The 16,744-nt window shown below is 58.2% G+C and carries 17 protein-coding genes; 15 read left to right on the top strand and 2 right to left on the bottom strand.

Features of this window, described 5'->3' with window-relative positions; genetic code table 11:
• The first annotated feature begins 70 nt into the window (after positions 1–70).
• Both msrP and msrQ read left to right on the top strand, forming a co-directional pair.
• Positions 71–1,015 (top strand): protein-methionine-sulfoxide reductase catalytic subunit MsrP, encoded by a 945-nt coding sequence (gene msrP, locus ABDK74_RS04420; protein ID WP_346002853.1) that lies wholly within the window; start codon positions 71–73, stop codon positions 1,013–1,015.
• Positions 1,015–1,629, top strand: a complete 615-nt coding sequence (msrQ, locus tag ABDK74_RS04415) for a protein-methionine-sulfoxide reductase heme-binding subunit MsrQ (RefSeq protein WP_194254348.1) — start codon at positions 1,015–1,017, stop codon at positions 1,627–1,629. The genes msrP and msrQ overlap by 1 nt, the downstream gene beginning before the upstream one ends.
• A 30-nt stretch (positions 1,630–1,659) precedes the next feature.
• Here the strand turns inward: msrQ and ABDK74_RS04410 are convergent, their stop codons facing one another.
• Together ABDK74_RS04410 and ABDK74_RS04405 are read right to left on the bottom strand one after the other, a co-directional pair.
• Complete coding sequence (locus tag ABDK74_RS04410; protein ID WP_346002852.1) at positions 1,660–2,235, bottom strand: hypothetical protein; 576 nt, start codon at positions 2,233–2,235, stop codon at positions 1,660–1,662.
• Positions 2,232–2,840 carry an NYN domain-containing protein gene (locus ABDK74_RS04405; RefSeq protein WP_194254350.1) on the bottom strand — a complete coding sequence of 203 codons (609 nt, stop codon included), beginning with the start codon at positions 2,838–2,840 and terminating at the stop codon, positions 2,232–2,234. The genes ABDK74_RS04410 and ABDK74_RS04405 overlap by 4 nt, the downstream gene beginning before the upstream one ends.
• A 201-nt stretch (positions 2,841–3,041) precedes the next feature.
• Here ABDK74_RS04405 and rpoZ point away from each other — a divergent pair, with 201 nt between their 5' ends.
• From rpoZ to bamA, 13 genes are all read left to right on the top strand, one after another.
• Complete coding sequence (rpoZ, locus tag ABDK74_RS04400) at positions 3,042–3,437, top strand: DNA-directed RNA polymerase subunit omega (RefSeq protein WP_194254351.1); 396 nt, start codon at positions 3,042–3,044, stop codon at positions 3,435–3,437.
• 36 nt (positions 3,438–3,473) lie between these two features.
• Positions 3,474–5,771 carry a bifunctional (p)ppGpp synthetase/guanosine-3',5'-bis(diphosphate) 3'-pyrophosphohydrolase gene (locus tag ABDK74_RS04395; protein WP_346002851.1) on the top strand — a complete coding sequence of 766 codons (2,298 nt, stop codon included), beginning with the start codon at positions 3,474–3,476 and terminating at the stop codon, positions 5,769–5,771.
• Positions 5,772–5,775: 4 nt separating this feature from the next.
• The gene (gene acpS / locus ABDK74_RS04390) at positions 5,776–6,237 is read left to right on the top strand and encodes a holo-ACP synthase (protein ID WP_346002850.1); all 462 of its coding nucleotides are present in this window, start codon (positions 5,776–5,778) and stop codon (positions 6,235–6,237) included.
• A gap of 9 nt (positions 6,238–6,246) precedes the next feature.
• Positions 6,247–7,062 (top strand): signal peptidase I, encoded by an 816-nt coding sequence (gene lepB, locus ABDK74_RS04385; protein ID WP_408874465.1) that lies wholly within the window; start codon positions 6,247–6,249, stop codon positions 7,060–7,062.
• Complete coding sequence (gene rnc / locus ABDK74_RS04380; RefSeq protein ID WP_194254355.1) at positions 7,059–7,793, top strand: ribonuclease III; 735 nt, start codon at positions 7,059–7,061, stop codon at positions 7,791–7,793. Before lepB ends, rnc begins: the two co-directional genes overlap by 4 nt.
• A 25-nt stretch (positions 7,794–7,818) precedes the next feature.
• Positions 7,819–8,706, top strand: coding sequence for a GTPase Era (gene era, locus ABDK74_RS04375; RefSeq protein WP_194254356.1), 888 nt, complete (start codon positions 7,819–7,821; stop codon positions 8,704–8,706).
• Between the two features lie 114 nt (positions 8,707–8,820).
• Positions 8,821–9,561, top strand: a complete 741-nt coding sequence (gene pyrH, locus ABDK74_RS04370; protein WP_346004164.1) for a UMP kinase — start codon at positions 8,821–8,823, stop codon at positions 9,559–9,561.
• A 68-nt stretch (positions 9,562–9,629) separates the two neighbouring features.
• The gene (gene frr / locus ABDK74_RS04365; protein WP_346002848.1) at positions 9,630–10,196 is read left to right on the top strand and encodes a ribosome recycling factor; all 567 of its coding nucleotides are present in this window, start codon (positions 9,630–9,632) and stop codon (positions 10,194–10,196) included.
• Positions 10,197–10,297: 101 nt separating this feature from the next.
• The gene (gene uppS, locus ABDK74_RS04360) at positions 10,298–10,972 is read left to right on the top strand and encodes a polyprenyl diphosphate synthase (RefSeq protein WP_194254479.1); all 675 of its coding nucleotides are present in this window, start codon (positions 10,298–10,300) and stop codon (positions 10,970–10,972) included.
• A complete protein-coding gene (locus ABDK74_RS04355) occupies positions 10,969–11,799 on the top strand; it encodes a phosphatidate cytidylyltransferase (protein WP_194254359.1) in 831 nt (276 codons plus the stop codon). The genes uppS and ABDK74_RS04355 overlap by 4 nt, the downstream gene beginning before the upstream one ends.
• Entirely contained in the window at positions 11,792–13,018 is a 1,227-nt protein-coding gene (dxr, locus tag ABDK74_RS04350) for a 1-deoxy-D-xylulose-5-phosphate reductoisomerase (protein WP_346002847.1), read from the top strand. The genes ABDK74_RS04355 and dxr overlap by 8 nt, the downstream gene beginning before the upstream one ends.
• Positions 13,011–14,111: an RIP metalloprotease RseP gene (rseP, locus tag ABDK74_RS04345; RefSeq protein WP_346002846.1), complete on the top strand. Its 1,101-nt coding sequence runs from the start codon at positions 13,011–13,013 to the stop codon at positions 14,109–14,111. The genes dxr and rseP overlap by 8 nt, the downstream gene beginning before the upstream one ends.
• Positions 14,112–14,291: 180 nt before the next feature.
• Positions 14,292–16,712, top strand: a complete 2,421-nt coding sequence (gene bamA / locus ABDK74_RS04340) for an outer membrane protein assembly factor BamA (RefSeq protein WP_346002845.1) — start codon at positions 14,292–14,294, stop codon at positions 16,710–16,712.
• The last annotated feature ends 32 nt before the right edge of the window (positions 16,713–16,744 follow it).

Raw genomic sequence — 16,744 nt, 5'->3', positions numbered from 1 at the left:
TCCTTATGATGCGTTACGACAGACTCACGCATCATAGGTGCCAGAGTTTCTCAAAGTCCGGAAATTGATCATGGCACTGTTTCACTACCCCAGACCGCAGCCTTCCGAGATTACTCCCAAGGAGATGTACCTCTCCCGACGCGCCCTGATCGGCGGCGCGGCAGCTTTGACTACGCTTGCCACCACGGCAAACGCCGCATCCCTCCAGACGCATCCCGGCCCGTATTCTGGCAACCTGACGCCGACGCCGACGCCGCACGAAGACGTGACGCACTATAATAATTTTTACGAGTTCGGCATGGACAAGGCTGACCCTGCGGCCCATTCGGAGGGTTTCCATCCATTGCCCTGGACGCTGGAGATCACGGGTCTTGTCCGAAAGCCTGTCCGTCTGGATGTTGAGCAGCTTCTGCGTTCTGCGGCACTGGAGGAGCGTATTTACCGCATGCGCTGCGTCGAAGCGTGGTCCATGGTCATCCCGTGGGACGGTATTCCGCTTGCGAGTCTGCTAAAGGACGCCGATCCCGATCCTCGGGCCACCCATGTTGCTTTTGAGAGCGTTCTGCGCCCTTCGGAAATGCCCGGCCAAAATGGCGGCCTTTCGGGTATCCAGTGGCCTTATGTGGAAGGTTTGCGTCTGGACGAAGCCATGAATCCACTGACGCTCCTTGCGCTCGGCATTTATGGCGAGACGCTCCCGAACCAGAACGGCGCGCCCATCCGTCTAGTCGTTCCATGGAAATATGGTTTCAAAGGCATCAAATCGATTCAGCGCATCCGTCTTCTGGATCATGAACCGCCCACAACATGGAAACGCCTCGCCTCTGACGAGTACGGTTTTTATGCCAACGTCAATCCACAGGTCGATCATCCTCGCTGGAGTCAGGCGACAGAACGCGTCATAGGCGCGCATTCCCTGTTCGGCGCTGCCCGGCAGCCGACATTGATGTTCAACGGGTACGGTGAACAGGTGGCGGATCTGTATCGCGGCATGGACCTGCGGAAAAACTTCTGATGTCGTCCGATTCTACGCGGTCCCCAGCAGCCGTAGGTCGCATGTTAAAACGGCACTGGCGCGTGATTCTGTATCCGATCGGCATGATTCCGGCCCTCTGGCTCGTCTGGCAAGGACAGCATGGTGCTCTTGGTGCGGATCCGGTTAACGTGTTCGAGCGGTCGCTGGGTCTGTGGGCCTTCCGTTTCCTTCTGGCCTGTCTGGCACTGGCCCCGCTGAAACGTTTTGCAGGCATCAACCTGCTTCGATACCGTCGTCTGACCGGGCTTCTGACATTTTTCTATGCCAGTCTGCACCTGCTGGCCTATGTCGGGCTGGATCATGGGTTCGACTGGGGCGTCCTGTGGACCGACATCACACATCGCCTTTTCATTATTCTTGGAATGGTTGCGCTGGTTTTGCTGATCCCGCTCGCGCTGACTTCCAACGCGTTTTCCATGCGTCTGATGAAACGCCGATGGAAATTTTTACACCGGCTGATCTACCCGGTGGCAGTTCTGGCTGGCATCCACTTCTTTCTGTCTTTCAAGACCTTGAATGATGTGTCTGCGCCGTATCTTGCAGGGCTTGCGGTACTGCTACTGTGTCGTGTTCTGCCCCGGAGACGGAGATAAACGGGCTCTGCTCCAGAGCCCGTTGGCGTCTCAGATGGTCGGACGCAATGCCGCGCGGATCTTGGGCGAAAGCTCCGTTAGCGCCGAACGGCGCTGCGCCATCATATCCGCTGGAAAGGGTTTGTTCGGAAAGTGGCACCCATCGGCCAGAAGCAGGCCATCGGGCAGATGGGTGATTTCGCCGGGCCGAAAATCAAGGCGAGACAATGGAATGCCGCACGCCCCCAAAACTGCAATATGTGCGCTGATACCGAGTGTGAGGACCAGTTTCAGTCTGGGCATGCTCTGAAGCTCGGCACAGAGCGTGGCGCTACAGGCTTCGAGTTCGGACGGAAGCGCCAGCGGCTGTGGCGACAGAGGCTGCATCACACTGGTGATCCGTCCCAGAATGGATTCTGGTCCGGCAAGAGCCGCGTCGAAAACGATGCTGTTGGCGTCCAGAAAAGACGCCAGTATTTCTTTGGCGTCTTCCGGATCGAGGCAGACAATCAGCATTTCGGCTGAAAGTGGCCCTGTTCCTGGCCGAGTTCCTGACCGACCATCTTCCGGGAAAGCAGGAAGGGGCGGAGGGGCGGAGGTCGTTCCGGTAGAAGCCCAAAGGGTCATGAATCGCTGGTCTCGTCACTGTTGATATCGGCAGGATGACGAACCGGCCCCTGTCGGGGAGGGTTACGCGGTTCAGCCTGACGCCGCGTGAACGACGGCGCGATGTCAGCCAGTTCCACGAACAGATCCGCCTGACGCCGCAGATCGTCTCCGATCATGGGTGGCGTCGAACGCATCGATGAAATGACCGTAACCCGGACCCCGCGCGCCTGCACCGCTTCTACGGCACGGCGCAGGTCGGAATCGCCACTTATGATCACAGCGTGATCAAGGCGGGCCGCCTGTTCCATAAGATCCACTGTCAGTTCGACATCCATGTTTCCCTTGATACGCCGTCTTCCTGAATGATCCGTAAACTCCCGGGCAGTTTTCAGCACAAGATGATAGCCGTTATAGGAGAGCCAGTCGGTCAGAGGGCGAAGGGGGGAGTAGTCTTCTGTCTCAGGCATGGCGGCATAATAAAAGGCGCGCTGAAACAGGCAGGCATTCTCGAACAATTGGCGCAGATTGCGGAAATCGACTTCAAATCCCAGATTGCGAGCTGCATGGTGGAGGCTGGCGCCGTCGATAAAAAGGGCAGTGCGTTCGTTCTGGCGCAAAAGCATGTGTGTAATCCTGAATATATAAAATATGTTGCCCCGTGCGACAGGGGCTGACGCTGCCCTCCAGCGGGGAATGGGCTTGGAGGCACTCGGGTTCAATTCTGGAGGTAGGGCAGGCGCCGATTGCATTCGCATGAACCGCATGTTATTGCCAGCGTTCTCTCTTATTTTATTCTTTTGTTTTACCCGAAGGGGGCCTGTGGCATGGCGCGCGTAACCGTCGAAGATTGCATCGAGAAGGTTTCTAACCGTTTCGAACTGGTCCTGCTGGCCGCCCAGCGTGCCCGTGGCCTGTCGCGCGGCGAAGAAATTCGTCTGGATCGTGAAAACGACAAGAACACGGTCGTCGCCCTGCGTGAAATCGCTGAAGACAAGGTAAGCCTCCCTGTTCTGCGCGACGGCATCATTCGCTCTCTGGCGCGTGCCCCCGAGCCGGAGCCCGTTGACGAGGAAGTTCTGGATCTCATCCCGACGGACCAGAATATTTTTGGCTTGCAGGATGTCTCGACAGAAGAAGAGCACGCTCACATGGCCGAGAATATGTCTGCCGACGAAGCTGCCGCCATTGAAGCCGAACTGGGTGGTCGGGGTCGTCGCTGATCTCTACTTGCGTACACTGAAGGGAGGATATGCTTCATGCCTGATGCAGCATCTCCTCCAACGACGTCCCCGCCTGTAGCAAGCGGGGATTTCAAGCCGTCCATCGCCGGATTGCTGCGGCGAATCGAAAGCTACGATCCGTCAGCCGATCTCGCGCAGATTGAGGCTGCCTATGATGTCGCAGCCAACGCCCATAACGAACAGCGTCGCGATAATGGCGATGCCTACATCACGCACCCCATTGCCGTTGCCAATATCCTCGCGGGTTTCCGTATGGATGCGACCTCCATCATGGTGGGGTTGCTTCATGATACCGTCGAAGACACCGGTGTTTCCTGTGATTCCCTGAAAGCCCGTTTTGGCGAAGACGTCGCAGCGCTCGTTGACGGGGTAACGAAGCTGACGCGGCTCGAACTCCAGTCCGACCGCACCAAACAGGCCGAAAATTTCCGCAAGCTCGTTCTGGCCATGTCGCGGGATATCCGCGTTCTGATCGTTAAGCTGGCTGATCGTCTGCACAACATGCGCACACTTCATTATGTGCAGCGCACGGACCGCAGGCAGCGTATCGCCCGTGAGACGATGGACATCTATGCGCCTCTCGCCGAGCGCATCGGTATGGACCGCGTCAAGACGGAGCTTCAAAACCTTTCTTTCGCCCAGCTTGAACCCGAGGCGGATGCGACGATCCGTGCGCGTCTGAACTTCCTGCGCGGGCAGGGGGCTGACGTTATTGAGCAGGTCCGTCAGGAACTAATGGCCCTGTGTACGGAAACCGGAATCGACAGGGTCGAAGTTACGGGGCGCGAAAAATCGCCCTACTCGATCTGGGAAAAGATGCAGCGCCGGAACGTGGCGTTCGAACAGCTCTCGGACATCATGGCCTTCCGCCTGCTCGTTCCCACGCGTGACGCCTGTTACATGGCGCTCGGAGCGATCCACGGCGCCTATCCGATGATCGCCGGGCGTTTCAAGGATTATATTTCTACCCCTAAGGCCAACGGTTACCAGAGCCTCCATACCGGGGTGACCCTGCGTCATCCGCGCAACCAGAAAATCGAAGTCCAAATCCGCACCGCCGAAATGCACGATCTGGCAGAAAACGGTGTCGCATCTCACTGGGCTTATAAGGAACACGCGACCCCCAGCGAGCGCGAGGCTGCGGCCCTGTCGTCCGCCTTTGGTGCGCCAACCCGCAAGCTGCGCTGGGTGCAGGATCTTCTGGAAATCCTCGAGGACAGTCAGGCTCCTGACGAGTTCCTCGAAAACACCAAGCTGGAACTCTATCAGGACCAGGTTTTCTGTTTCACCCCGAAGGGGCAGCTGATTTCCCTGCCGCGCGGCGCCACTCCCGTTGATTTCGCCTATGCCGTGCATAGCCAGGTCGGTGATACCTGCGTGGGGGCTAAGGTCAACGGGCGCCTGATGCCGCTGCGGCACGAATTGCAAAACGGCGATCAGGTCGAAATCATGACCGCCCGTGGTGGTACGCCCTCTCCGTCGTGGGAGCGCTTCGTCGCAACAGGCAAGGCCCGTGCCCGTATCCGGCGTTTCGTGACGCAGCAGCAGCGGCAGGGTTATATCGATAACGGCCGTGCGGCTATCGCAAAGGCTTTCCGTCAGGAAGGCGTGGACGGTTCTGAAAAGGTGCTCGACGGTATCCTTAAGGAACTCCGTCAGGCTTCGGTTGAAGATCTGTATGTCTCGGTCGGGAACGGCCAGCTTGGCCCCAAGGACGTCGTCAACACCGCTTACCCCGAACTGCGGCAGAGCGTCCGTGCGCCCCGGATGGTGCCGGGTCTCTCACCTCGTTTCGGGCAGTCCCTTATGCTGGGCTCGGGGCATGGTGCTCCGAAAACGACAGCGCATTCCGGAAGCACGATCAAGGGGATCGGTTCAGGGATCGCCATCAGTTTCGCGGGCTGCTGCCGGCCGCTGCCGGGAGACCCGATTGTCGGCATCATCGCGCAGGGCAAGGGTGTCACCATCCACCGGCGTGGCTGTCAGAACCTGTCCAGTTTTGCAGATACACCCGAGCGTTTTCTGGAAGTGGACTGGGATTACGAAGCCCTTGGTCGCCGTCAGGGCGCCGAGCCCTATACGGCCCGATTGTCGGTGGTTGCTGCCAACGAACCAGAAGTCCTCGCGACCCTGACGAATGTGGCCGCAAAACACAATGGTAGCGTCCTCAACCTCAAGATCGTGAACCGGCAGCTCGATTTCATGGAAATTCTGGTGGATCTGGAAGTGAAGGATCTGCGCCATCTCTCGTCCATGATCGCGGCCTTCAGAACGGCTGTGGGCGTCATGCAGGTCGAGCGCGCCAAGGGATGAAGTCGTGATCCTCGGTATGGGGACGGATCTGTGCATGATCTCGCGCATAGAGAAAAGCGTCGAACGATTTGGCGACCGCTTCCTCAGCCGCGTTTTCACGCAGGCCGAACGCAACCATGCCGACCGGCTTTCGGGCGTTGCTCGCATGGGCAGTTACGCCAAGCGCTGGGCTGCCAAGGAAGCCTGCGTTAAAGCGCTGGGAACCGGCTTTGCTCATGGTGTCCAACTTCAGGATATTGGTGTTTGTAACGGGCCGAGCGGCGCTCCCGAGTTGCAACTTTCCGGAAGGGCGAGGGAAGTCCTGAACCATTTGACGCCCCCGGGACAGAGCGCCCAGCTTCTCGTCAGCCTGACGGACGATCCTCCCTTCGCGCTCGCGCAGGTCATCATACAATCGGTTCCGTTGAGACTGTCCGGACAGTCCGGTCCGATTGAAGCGCTCGCCAACGCTGCCAAGCTGCGTTAAGAGCGTCTGATGATCAAGGAGAACAGGCCCGTGCAGGGTTCAGAAAGTACGGGTGACAAGCCCGCACGCCGCGAAGAGACGCTTGGCGAAAGCATCCGTTATTTCTGTGTGCTGCTGCTGGCGGTATTTGCCGTGCGCTCCCTTGTGGTGGAGCCTTTCAATATCCCTTCCGGTTCGATGATCCCGACGCTGCAGATCGGCGATTTCGTTCTGGTCTCGAAGTTCAGTTACGGATATTCCCGCTTTTCTTTTCCGTTTTCGCCAAATCTGTTCAGTGGCCGGATTTTTGGTTCCGAGCCTCACCGCGGCGACGTCGCTGTCTTCCGCTTCACGCGTGATACGTCCGTTGATTACATCAAGCGCATTGTCGGCCTTCCCGGTGACCACATTCAGGTCACGGGAGGGCATCTGATTCTCAACGGAATCGAAGTCCCCCGTACGTCTCTTGGTCATTACGAAGTGCTGGATGAGAACAACCGCCTTCTCAGTGGTGAACTCTATCGCGAAAGCCTTCCCGGAAGCGGAGGGCGGCCGCCGGTTGTGCATGATATTCTCAAGCTGACGGATGACGGCTTCGCAAACGACACACCGGAATACGTCGTTCCAGAGGGATCTTTCTTCGCCATGGGCGACGATCGCGACGACAGCGCCGACAGCCGTTTTCAGGGCGATGGCCCTGACGATCTCGGTTTCGTGCCCATGCAGAACCTTGTCGGTCGTGCGCCGATCGTCCTGTTCTCAATGGATATGCGTCATCCCGCATGGCAGTTCTGGTACTGGCCGACCGAAATCCGCTGGAACCGCTTCCTGCATTCCGTCACATGAAGCTCTCTTCTACGGACGCCCTTGCGTCGATGCAGACAGCACTCGGGCATGATTTCGCAAAGCCTGAACTGCTGAGCGAAGCCCTGACCCATCGCTCCGCCGTGTCCGGCCGCGATCCTCGTCGGGCGCGTCGCAGCCAGCGTCCCAAGGGCACGGGCTCGAACGAGCGTCTTGAGTTCATCGGGGATCGTGTTCTGGGTCTACTGATGGCTGAGTGGCTGCTGGAACGCTATCCGGATGAGCAGGAAGGCGCGCTCGGACCGCGTCATGCCCATCTGGTATCCCGCACGGTTCTGGCCGAGATCGCCGATCAGGTTGGACTCTCAGCATCGCTTCAGATTTCTCCGCATGAGGAAGATGCAGGCATCCGACGTCTCTCCAGCATCCGGGCTGACGCAATGGAAGCCCTGTTGGGAGCGCTGTATCTGGATGGCGGTCTGGAACCGGCGCGCCGTGTGGTCCGCCAGTACTGGCAGCACCGGCTCGATACTGCCGACCGGCCCCACAAGGAACCCAAGACCCTGTTACAGGAATATATGCTGTCGCAGGGGCTGCCGCTCCCGAATTATGAACTCCTGTCTTCGGACGGTCCCTCCCATGCGCCCGTCTTCCGCGTCAGCGTGACGACCCTCGGGCAGACGGGAACGGGAGAAGCCGGCAGCAAGAGGCTGGCAGAAACGGCAGCGGCAACCGCCCTGCTGAAACGTCTCGGTCAGAATGTGGCGTCCTGAGATGTCATCAACAAAGGATCAGAACATGACCACGCGCTGCGGTTTCGTGGCTCTCGTCGGCGCTCCGAACGCAGGGAAATCCACCCTGCTCAACCGGATTGCCGGAGCCAAGCTGTCCATCGTCAGCCCCAAGGCGCAGACGACCCGTTTCAGGACCCTGGGCATCGTCATGCAGGACAACGCCCAGATCATTCTCGTTGACCTGCCAGGTATCTTCAAGCCGCGCCGCCGTCTTGACCGGGCCATGGTCAATGCGGCTTGGTCAGGGTCGCAGGATGCGGATCTGACCCTGCTTCTGGTGGATGCAAAGTCGGGCCTGCGCGAAGATGTTCGCGAAATCATCGCGAAACTTGCGGAGAGCAAGGGACGCATCTGGCTCGTCCTGAACAAGACGGACCTCGTGGAGCGCGGCGAACTGCTCCCCCTGACGCAGGAGATCGGTGGTCTTATCAGCGTCGAGCATGTCTTCATGTTGAGTGCGCGTTCGGGCGAGGGTGTGAACGACCTCATGGGCCGTTTGGCGACCGAGTTGCCGGAAGGTCCGTTCCTGTACCCGGAAGACGATCTGACGGACCTGCCCGATCGTCTTCTGGCGGCTGAGCTGGTTCGTGAGCAGATCTTCATGCAGACGCATGAGGAAATTCCCTATCAGGCCACCGTTGAGACCGAGAGTTTCAAGGAACGCCCCGATGGCTCGGTGCGGATCGAAGTGACGATCTATGTGTCCCGCCCCGGACACAAGGCCATTCTGATTGGCGAAGGCGGCCACAAGATCAAATCCCTTGGTGCGCGGGCCCGTATGGAGCTTCAGGAACTGCTGGACCGCAAGTGCCATCTTTTCCTGAACGTCAAAGAGCGTGCAGGATGGGACGAGGAAAAGGCCCGGCTGCGTGCCATTGGTCTGGACGACTGAAAAAGACAGGTGCCGGTGTGTTTGAAATCCGGCATCCTGACATCGCTTGTTCCAATCCCGCTGCGTCTGTATGACGGGCGCAAATCAAGACACCACATCCAGCCGGAGACGGGCATGACGACCGAAAACCCAGAACAGAGCTCCTCCTACAAACGTGTCCTGCTCAAGGTGTCCGGCGAGGCACTGATGGGCAATGGTCCGTCAGGGGTAGATCCCGTGATGGTGGACATGGTTGCTGCCGACATTGCTGAAGTGAGGGCTTCAGGGGTGGAAGTCTGCCTCGTCGTCGGAGGTGGCAACATTTTCCGCGGTCTGGCCGCAGCCGCCAAGGGCATGGATCGCGCGCAGGGTGATTATGCCGGTATGCTGGCAACCGTCATCAATGCGCTGATGCTGCAAAATGCGCTGGAGCGTCGTGGCATGGAAACGCGTGTCATGACCGCGATCCAGATGGCCTCTATTGCCGAACCCTATATCCGTCGTCGTGCCGTGCGTCACATGGAGAAGGGCCGCGTCGTTATTTTCGCAGCCGGGACAGGCAATCCGTTCTTTACGACGGACACAGCCGCCGCTTTGCGTGCCAACGAAATGGAGTGTGACGCCCTCTTCAAGGGAACGCAGGTGGATGGCGTCTATTCTGCCGATCCGCGCCGCAATCCCGATGCCACGCGTTACGACCGCCTGACCTATCTCGAAGTCCTTGCCCGCGATCTGAACGTGATGGATGCTGCAGCCATCAGTCTTGCCCGCGAAAACAAATTGCCCATCGTGGTCTTCAACATGCATGCTCCTGGCTCTTTCAGCGCCGTCATGCGTGGGGAAGGGCTTTTCACCAAGATCATCGAAGCGGACTGATCTTCGCATTTTCAACGAAATCTTCAGGTTTTATCCTGAGACCAACGTCGAACTGAAAGGAACAGCTCATGTCTGCTGACCTGAATGACCTCATCGCCGATCTGACCCGTCGTATGGACGGTGCGATCGAAAGTCTGCGCCGGGACCTTTCCGGTCTGCGGTCGGGTCGCGCCAGCCCGAACCTGCTGGAGCCGGTCCGCGTCGAAGCCTACGGGTCTGAAGTGCCCCTGTCACAGGTGGGCTCCATCGCCGTTCCTGAAGCACGGATGCTTACGGTTTCCGTTTGGGACCGCACGGTCGTCAGCGCTGTCGAGCGCGCCATCCGTGATAGCGGCCTCGGGCTCAACCCGTCCACGGACGGTCAGACGGTCCGCGTTCCCATTCCGGCCCTCACCGAAGAGCGTCGTAACGAACTGGCTCGTGCTGCCGCCCGTTACACCGAAAACGGCAAAATTTCCGTGCGTGGTGTGCGCCGTGACGGCATGGAGCAGACCAAAGCGCTGGAAAAGAAGAGTGAGATCAGTCAGGACGACATGAAAACCTGGACTGATGCCATCCAGAAGCTGACGGACCAGTACATCAAGAAAGTGGACGATATTTTCGCGGACAAAGAACGCGAGATCAAACAGGTCTGATTGCACATTTGCCCTTAGGATCTTTTCCCCGCTCCGAACGTACAGCTCCCCCTTCTGCTGATGGGGGAGCCAGCACTGTTCCCGTCCATGTTGCCGTAATCATGGATGGAAACGGTCGCTGGGCACGTGCGCGCAGACTTCCGGTTATTGCAGGGCACCGTAAAGGGGCCGAGTCCGTACAGGAGTGCGTGCGCGCAGCCATCCGCCAGGGCGTGCGCTATCTGACGCTTTATGCATTCTCTTCCGAGAACTGGCGCCGTTCCACAAAGGAAGTCGGGGATCTGACGTCGCTGCTGCGTTTTTATCTGCGACACAAGATCAACGAACTTCACGCGCAGGGCGTGCGGTTGCGGATTATCGGTGAGCCGGAGAGGTTCGAAGGGCCGCTACGCGAAGAACTCCGCCGTGCTGAATCTCTGACGCTACATAACACGACGCTGACCCTCACGCTCGCACTGTCTTACGGTGGACGTGCAGAGATTGTGCAGGCTGCCCGCCGCCTCGCCGAAGATGCTGTTGCTGGCAGAATTGCTGTTGATGACATCAACGAATCCACGCTCCACAACGCGCTTCAGACGGCCGATATGCCTGACCCTGATCTGGTGATCCGGACCAGTGGTGAATCCCGACTGTCCAATTTTCTGCTCTGGCAGAGTGCATATGCCGAGCTGATCTTTATGGACGTACTCTGGCCCGATTTCGGGGAGGCTGAATTTCTGGAGGCCCTGTCGCGCTTTGCCGGTCGCCAGCGCAGGTTTGGTGGGCGTCCCGCATGAGCAGTGCTTCTGCACGATGGTCCGATCTGCGGCTGCGTCTTCTGTCGGCAGCGGTCCTCGTGCCGGTCGCCGCTTTCTGCATCTGGCGTGGCGGTTTGGTCTATGATGCCCTGATCCTGCTGGCGATGTTCGGTCTGGTCTGGGAAGGTGAGACGCTTGTCCGCCAGCCCCTGAAGACGTGGCGCGGCGCTCTGCTGCTCGCCTGGCCCGTGATTGCTGGCCTTGCCGCCCTGAAAGGGGAGTGGAGCGCCGCCTTCTGGATGATTTGGCCCACGCTGATTTTTGGCTTTCCCGCCAGTGTTCCGGTCATCGTTGCCATTGTCGGCGGCCTGTCGCTTCTGTGGCTCCGTCATCTGTCTTTCGGAATGGCGTCTGTTCTCTTCGTTCTGTCCGTTGTGATTGCGAGCGACAGTTTCGCATATCTGACGGGCCGCGTTTTCGGCGGTCCCAAGCTGGCTCCATCCATTTCTCCGGGCAAAACCCGCTCCGGTGCAATTGGAGGGCTGCTTGGAGCGTCTCTGGCGGGCGGCCTTGTCGCCTGGCTGGCTGCACCGGGAACGCAGATTGGCGGTCTGCTTTGTGGGGCGGTTCTGGGCGTTTTTTCCCAAAGTGGAGATCTTCTGGAAAGCGCTGCCAAACGTCGACTGGGCGTCAAAGATTCAGGACGTCTCATTCCCGGGCATGGCGGCCTTCTGGACCGCTTTGACGGCCTTCTTGCCGCGGCTCCTGCGGCAGCCCTGTTATCGCTCGCGGTGGCGACACAGCCTTTCTGGTCCATCATTCCTGTACATTCACCTATTTCTCACGGGAGTTCTTTTCATGACTGACGGTTCTGCACGCCCCACAGGCCGACGCATCACGGTGCTGGGCAGCACCGGCAGCATTGGAACTTCCACGGTGGACCTTCTTGCCCGGATCCCGGATGAGATCGAAGTGCGGGCGCTGGTCGGAGGCTGCAACGCGGCTCTTTTGGCCGAACAGGCCCGGCTTCTGAATGCTGAGGTGGCCGTCCTGCATGACGAAAGCCGTCATGACGAACTGAAATCACTGCTTGCAGGTAGCGGCATCCGGACTGCTGCCGGTCGCCAGGCCGTTATCGAAGCCGGTGCCATGGAAGCGGACTGGACTATGGCCGCGATTACCGGCGCGGCAGGTCTGGAACCCACACTGGCCTCCGTTCGCAACGGACATGCCGTGGCCCTCGCCAACAAGGAAGCGCTCGTCTGCGCGGGCGATGTCATGCTGCGTGCCGTGTCTGAAGCCGGAGCCACGCTTCTGCCCGTCGATTCGGAACATAACGCCATCGCCCAGTCTCTGGGGGCCTGCGATATGCAAAGCGTCGAAAAAATCATCCTGACAGCATCAGGTGGCCCTTTCCGGCAGTCGACGCTTGAAGAGATGCGCGCAGCCACTCCTGAAAAGGCCCTGAAGCATCCGACATGGTCGATGGGCGCCAAAATTACGATCGATTCGGCGTCCATGGCCAACAAGGGGCTGGAAGTCATCGAAGCCGCACGGCTGTTTGGCTTGACCGAAGACCGGATCGACGTTCTGGTTCATCCGCAGTCTGTTGTGCACGGTCTCGTGCAGTTCCGTGATGGCAGTCTCGTCTCCCAGATGGGATCTGCGGACATGCGCATTCCTATTGCCCATACGCTCGCCTGGCCCAGACGTATGGAGACACCCTGTGGGCGCCTTGATCTGGCTGCCTACGGCCGCCTTGAGTTCGAAGCCCCGGACGAAGTGCGGTTCGCTCCTCTTCGTCTTGCCCGGCAGGTTCTGCGAGCGGGCGGAGCGGCTCCTGCCGTGTTCTCCGCTGCCAACGAAATCGCTGTCGAGGCGTTTCTGAACCGTCGTATCGGATTTCTTGGCATTGGCGAGACAATCGACGCTGCTCTTCAAGCCATGACTGAAAATCCCGAACTCCGAACCCTGGATGATGTTCTGCACTGGGATGCGCTGGGTCGGGAGCTTGCCGAGACCCATATCCTGCGGACCAGTGGACATCTGCGAAACCACGTCAGTGAGACCGCCCTGAATGCATGATCTTTTGCGTACCATTCTGGCCTATGTCCTGATTCTGGGCATTCTCGTCTTCATTCACGAGCTTGGGCATTATCTGGCGGCGCGCTGGCGTGGCGTGAAGGTCGATACGTTTTCCATCGGCTTTGGCCCCGCACTCTATCGCTGGCATGACAAATCCGGGACTGAATGGCGGATCAGCGCCATTCCTCTGGGTGGTTTCGTCAAGCCGCACGGGTTTGAAGGCCCGGAAGATGCGACTGAAGAACAAAAAGCTGCATGGATTCCGGGACGGACGTTCCACGACAAGCCTGTGGGGTCGCGGGCGATCGTCATTCTCATGGGGCCGGTCTTCAATTTCATCTTTGCCATTCTGGCGTTTACGGTGCTGTTCGCAGTCGTCGGGAAGCCAGAAATCCACGGAGATATTTCACAGGTTGTAGCAGGAAGCCCTGCGGATCATGCTGGCATCAAGCCGGGCGATGTGATCACCCGGATCGGAGAGACCCATATCCTCGGTGCCGAGGACGTGATGAACACCGTGTCCTCTCATCCGGGGCAGCAGACAGTTCTTGGAGTGCACCGTGGCACCGAAGATCTCAGCCTGCCTGTCACGTTTGATAGCGTGAAAAGCGGTGGGCATGAGACGGGCAGCCTTGGGGTTGCGTTCGCCATTTCCCGCGGACGTCCTGTTTCGCTTCCTTCTGCGTTCATCATGGGCATGGAGGAAACCTGGGATAAATCGGTCATGACGCTGCAAGGCGTCTGGCAGATCATCAGTGGCCAGCGGAGCTCCAAAGAGCTGGGTGGTACGATTCGCATTGCGCAGCTCTCGGGACAGGTCGCCAGCTACGGTCTGGCCAGCATCATTTCCTTCATGGCGCTGCTTTCGATCAATCTTGGTCTGATCAATCTCTTTCCAATTCCCGTGCTCGATGGTGGTCGTCTGGTCTTTTATGCGTGCGAACTCGTTCGTGGCCGTCCGGTTTCGCGCAGGGTCCAGGATGTCAGCATGCAGGTCGGAATGGCGCTGATTGGCGCCCTTTTCCTCTTCTCGACATTCAACGATCTGACCAATATCGGACTGTTTCACTGGATCTTTCACGCAGTAAGCTAAATATTCTGAAAAGACTTGTGATACAGTCGAACACGTCAGGGCATCTTGCGCGGGGTAGGGGTTATCGGATACCTCGGCCAGTGGCGTAACGTGTCAGTCGCCTGCAAAAAATATGTTACAAGGAAAGCCGGTTTGTCAGGATCACGGTCAAGAGGTTCCCGGTCTTCGAACACGCGTCTGATGCTTCTCGCATCAGCCTGCCTGCTGCCGGTCGTCCTCGGAACAGCTCAGGCGCGTTCCGTTCGTCATCAGGCCCCGGCATCAGCCCCCGGCGGAAACATCATTCAGGCTATCTCGGTCAAGGGAAATACCCGGATCGAGACGAGTACGGTGCTGTCCTATATGGTCGCCCAGCCGGGTGATACGTTCAACCAGGACGACCTCGACCGTTCGCTGAAGACGCTTTACGCTACCGGTCTGTTCAAGGACGTCACGCTGCACCGCGATGGCAATACGCTGCTCGTAGATCTTGTCGAAAACCCGATCGTCAACCGCATCGTGTTTGAAGGCAATCACGCGCTGAAGGACGAGGACCTCCGCAAGGAAATCAGCCTGCGTCCTCGCGCGGTCTTCTCGGCAGAAACCACGGCTGCTGACCGGCAGAAGATCCTGAACCAGTATGCCAGCAAGGCTCGCTTCGGCGCGACAGTTACGCCGCAGATTGTCAGGCTGTCCCATAATCGCGTTGATGTGGTGTTCAACATCAACGAGGCGCAGCAGACCCTCATCAAGAAGATTGTTTTCGTTGGCAATCATGCCTTCAGTGAAGCACGTCTTGCACAGGTCATTTCATCTAAAGAGTCGAACTGGTACCGGTTTTTCTCGTCATCGGATGAATATAATCCAGAACGCATTAAATACGATGCAGAGCTGCTGCGCCGTTTCTACCTGCATAACGGCTTTGTGGATTTCCACATGGTTGACGCGACGGGTGAACTCGCTCCAGATCACAAATCTTTCTACATCACCTTCACCGTTCATGAAGGTGATCGGTACCGCCTGGGTAAAATGGATGTCCGCTCCAGCGTACGCCATGTGACGCCCGAGATGCTTCGTCCGCATGTCGAGCTGTTCCCGCACCAGATCTATGATGGCACGGCGATCCAGAACAATACCAAGAACATGCAGGAATGGTTGCAGGCCTCAGGTCACCCGTTCGCTATGGTTCGTTCGGAAATCGCCCGGAACCCGGAAAAGCACGTTGTTGACCTGCTGTTCGATGTGACAGAGGGACCGCATGTTTATGTCGAGCGCATTGACATCAACGGTAACACCATTACGCATGACGATGTAATCCGCCGAAACCTGCCGATGGCGGAAGGGGACCCGTACACCCCGTTCGATCGTAAATATTCCAAGCTGGGCCTTCAGGACCTCGGATATTTTAGTTCTGTTTCCGTTGATCAGACGCAGGGTTCAGCGCCTGACCGCGTCAACGTTTCCGCGAACGTGGTGGAAAAACCGACTGGTGAATTCTCGCTGGGTGGTGGTTACTCGACGGACGTGGGTATCCTTGGTAACGCCTCGATCAAGCAGCACAACCTGCTCGGAACGGGCGTAGATGCCGGTATTTCGGGAACGGTCGCCTATTATGAAAAACAGGCCGACATCTCGATCACGGATCCGTACTTCCTGAATCGCAATCTTGTGGCGGGTGCAGATTTCTACTTCATCCAGAACAACTACCAGACGTATCAGAGCTATAAAGAATCTCAGTACGGCATGAGCCTGCGTCTGGGTTACGCCTATAACCGCTATCTGTCGCAGTCCTGGAACTACACCCTTGTCGATCGTCAGGTCGGTAATTTCTACGATGCTTCTGCCGTGGCACAGGACCCGAGCCTGATTCAGTGGGTTCCCTCGATCTATGTCCAGCAGTCTGCTGGATGGTCATTGTTGTCGCAGCTCAGCACCTCCATAACCTATGATCGTCGTGACCAACGGGCCAAGCCGCACTCCGGTTATATGTTCAAGGTCGGTGGTGACTTCGCAGGTCTGGGCGGTAACTCCAAATATGCCCGCGTGAAGGCTGATGGTGCCTATTACCTGCCGCTCGATGACCTGACCGGAAACCACGACTGGACCTTCCAGTTTAAGGGGGGCGTCGGTTACATGGGTGACTGGAGTTCCAACGGAAACCGTAACATCATTGATAACTTCTATCTTGGTGGCGAGAACCTGCGAGGCTTCCTTCAGGGTGGTGTTGGACCGCGTTCGGGCCACATCAAGGTTAATGGCGTCTATATCCCGGCTCAGGGGCAGGAAGATCTTCTGGGTGGTCGTTTCATGTATACGGCCTCCGCACAGCTTAACTTCCCGCTGCCCATGGGTGACGATCTCGGGATTTCCGGTCGTGGCTTCATTGATGCGGGTAGTCTTGCGGGCCTGCGCGTCAAGCATCTTTATACAAACCGCACGAACGACGGGGACAACTACACCCCGATCACTGGCGACAATCTGATCCCGCGCGTTTCCGGCGGTCTTGGCGTGTCGTGGAAGAGCCCGTTCGGCCTCGTGAACATTGATGGCGCCGTGCCGATCCGCAAAGAACATGGTGACCGTCTGTATCCGCTGCGTTTTGGTTTCGGTCAGCAGTTCTGATCTGTCCGAACCCTTGCCATCCTGTTTTCCAA

It is taken from the genome of Gluconobacter sp. OJB, from assembly GCF_039638275.1.
In the GTDB taxonomy this organism is placed as follows: domain Bacteria; phylum Pseudomonadota; class Alphaproteobacteria; order Acetobacterales; family Acetobacteraceae; genus Gluconobacter; species Gluconobacter cerevisiae.
Note: the sequence above shows the minus strand (reverse complement) of the source record. Positions and strands in the feature narration are given on the sequence as shown.

What these genes read in the sequence shown, in the direction of transcription:
- msrP (WP_346002853.1), top strand. Translation starts at nt 71, where the DNA reads ATGGCACTGTTTCACTACCCCAGACCGCAGCCTTCCGAGATTACTCCC.
- msrQ (WP_194254348.1), top strand. Translation starts at nt 1,015, where the DNA reads ATGTCGTCCGATTCTACGCGGTCCCCAGCAGCCGTAGGTCGCATGTTA.
- ABDK74_RS04410 (WP_346002852.1), bottom strand. Translation starts at nt 2,235, where the DNA reads ATGACCCTTTGGGCTTCTACCGGAACGACCTCCGCCCCTCCGCCCCTT.
- ABDK74_RS04405 (WP_194254350.1), bottom strand. Translation starts at nt 2,840, where the DNA reads ATGCTTTTGCGCCAGAACGAACGCACTGCCCTTTTTATCGACGGCGCC.
- rpoZ (WP_194254351.1), top strand. Translation starts at nt 3,042, where the DNA reads ATGGCGCGCGTAACCGTCGAAGATTGCATCGAGAAGGTTTCTAACCGT.
- ABDK74_RS04395 (WP_346002851.1), top strand. Translation starts at nt 3,474, where the DNA reads ATGCCTGATGCAGCATCTCCTCCAACGACGTCCCCGCCTGTAGCAAGC.
- lepB (WP_408874465.1), top strand. Translation starts at nt 6,247, where the DNA reads ATGATCAAGGAGAACAGGCCCGTGCAGGGTTCAGAAAGTACGGGTGAC.
- rnc (WP_194254355.1), top strand. Translation starts at nt 7,059, where the DNA reads ATGAAGCTCTCTTCTACGGACGCCCTTGCGTCGATGCAGACAGCACTC.
- era (WP_194254356.1), top strand. Translation starts at nt 7,819, where the DNA reads ATGACCACGCGCTGCGGTTTCGTGGCTCTCGTCGGCGCTCCGAACGCA.
- pyrH (WP_346004164.1), top strand. Translation starts at nt 8,821, where the DNA reads ATGACGACCGAAAACCCAGAACAGAGCTCCTCCTACAAACGTGTCCTG.
- frr (WP_346002848.1), top strand. Translation starts at nt 9,630, where the DNA reads ATGTCTGCTGACCTGAATGACCTCATCGCCGATCTGACCCGTCGTATG.
- uppS (WP_194254479.1), top strand. Translation starts at nt 10,298, where the DNA reads ATGGATGGAAACGGTCGCTGGGCACGTGCGCGCAGACTTCCGGTTATT.
- ABDK74_RS04355 (WP_194254359.1), top strand. Translation starts at nt 10,969, where the DNA reads ATGAGCAGTGCTTCTGCACGATGGTCCGATCTGCGGCTGCGTCTTCTG.
- dxr (WP_346002847.1), top strand. Translation starts at nt 11,792, where the DNA reads ATGACTGACGGTTCTGCACGCCCCACAGGCCGACGCATCACGGTGCTG.
- rseP (WP_346002846.1), top strand. Translation starts at nt 13,011, where the DNA reads ATGCATGATCTTTTGCGTACCATTCTGGCCTATGTCCTGATTCTGGGC.
- bamA (WP_346002845.1), top strand. Translation starts at nt 14,292, where the DNA reads ATGCTTCTCGCATCAGCCTGCCTGCTGCCGGTCGTCCTCGGAACAGCT.